Source organism: Caulobacter sp. LjRoot300, assembly GCF_964253875.1.
GTDB lineage: Bacteria > Pseudomonadota > Alphaproteobacteria > Caulobacterales > Caulobacteraceae > Caulobacter.
Map to the genome: position 1 here is coordinate 1 of NZ_CAXUSA020000021.1, position 1053 is coordinate 1053.

Genomic DNA, 1053 nt, shown 5'->3' on the forward strand with positions numbered 1-1053 from the left:
CTAGAGCGTGTTGAGATTAGGCGGCATAGCCTGAGTTTCTGAGATAGTTGGCGCATTCTTCTGGAGGGAAGGCGTTGAGGAGCATGCCGGTGGCCTTGAGCAGGCCATTGTGTGAGCGGGCCTGAGCCTTTCGCAGGAGGTGCTTGAGCTTGGAGAAGACCTGCTCGATGGGGTTCAGGTCGGGGGAGTATTTGGGCAGGAAGAGGAGCCTGGCCCCGGCTTGGCGGATGGCCTGGCGGACCATCTTGCCGCGATGGCTGCCCAGATTGTCCATAACCACGACGTCGCCGGCTTGAAGGGTGGGGACCAGGAAGGTCCGCACCCAGGCCAGGAAGATCTGGCCGTTGATCGGGCCATCGAGCAGGCAGGGCGCATCGATCCGGTCGCGCCTGAGGGCGGCGATGAAGGTCAGGGTCTTCCATCGGCCGAACGGGGCCTTGGCCTTGAGTCGGGCGCCACGAGGGCTCCAACCGCGCAGGGGCGCCATGTTGGTCTTGGCCCAGGTCTCGTCGATAAACACCAGGCGATCAGCGTCGATGCGCCCCTGATACTTGCGCCATTGCTCACGTCGGCGAGCCACGTCAGGCCGATCCTGCTCCTTGGCCAACAGGCTTTTTTTTGAAGCTGAGGCCTTGGGCGTGCAGGAACTCCCAGACCGAACGCCGGTCCACCTTCAGGCCCCGCACCCGCTGCAGCTCCTCCACCAACTGGCTGATGGTGAAGTCCTTCTCCCGGCAGCGGGCGACCAGCCAGTCGGCATGCTCGCCACGCAGCGTCCTTGGCTTGTAGCCGCCCATCTTGGCCGGCGCGACGCTCCCGGTCGCCCGGAACCGCGCCACCCACTTGATCGCCGAACTGGGCGCCACGCCAAACCGCGCCGCGGCCTGTTGGCGCGACAGGCCGCCGCTCTCAACCGCCGCCACCACGCGCTCACGAAGATCCAACGAACAGGGCTTGCCCATCCATGCTGGCCTCCTTCCCAGCCAGCATCTTGAATCAGACCCTAGCTGATTTGGGAATCCCGCGATTCAGCTAAACCTCAACCCGCTCTAG

1 protein-coding gene is annotated in these 1053 nt (G+C 64.4%); it reads right to left on the reverse strand.

Going from position 1 to position 1053, the window contains the following annotated elements:
* Window positions 1-16: 16 nt before the first annotated feature.
* A protein-coding gene (locus ACSQ2G_RS23860) for an IS630 family transposase (RefSeq protein ID WP_436027530.1) occupies window positions 17-962 on the reverse strand; the annotation gives its coding sequence in 2 pieces (ribosomal slippage) (window positions 17-619 and window positions 621-962; 945 coding nt in all).
* Window positions 963-1053 lie beyond the last annotated feature (91 nt).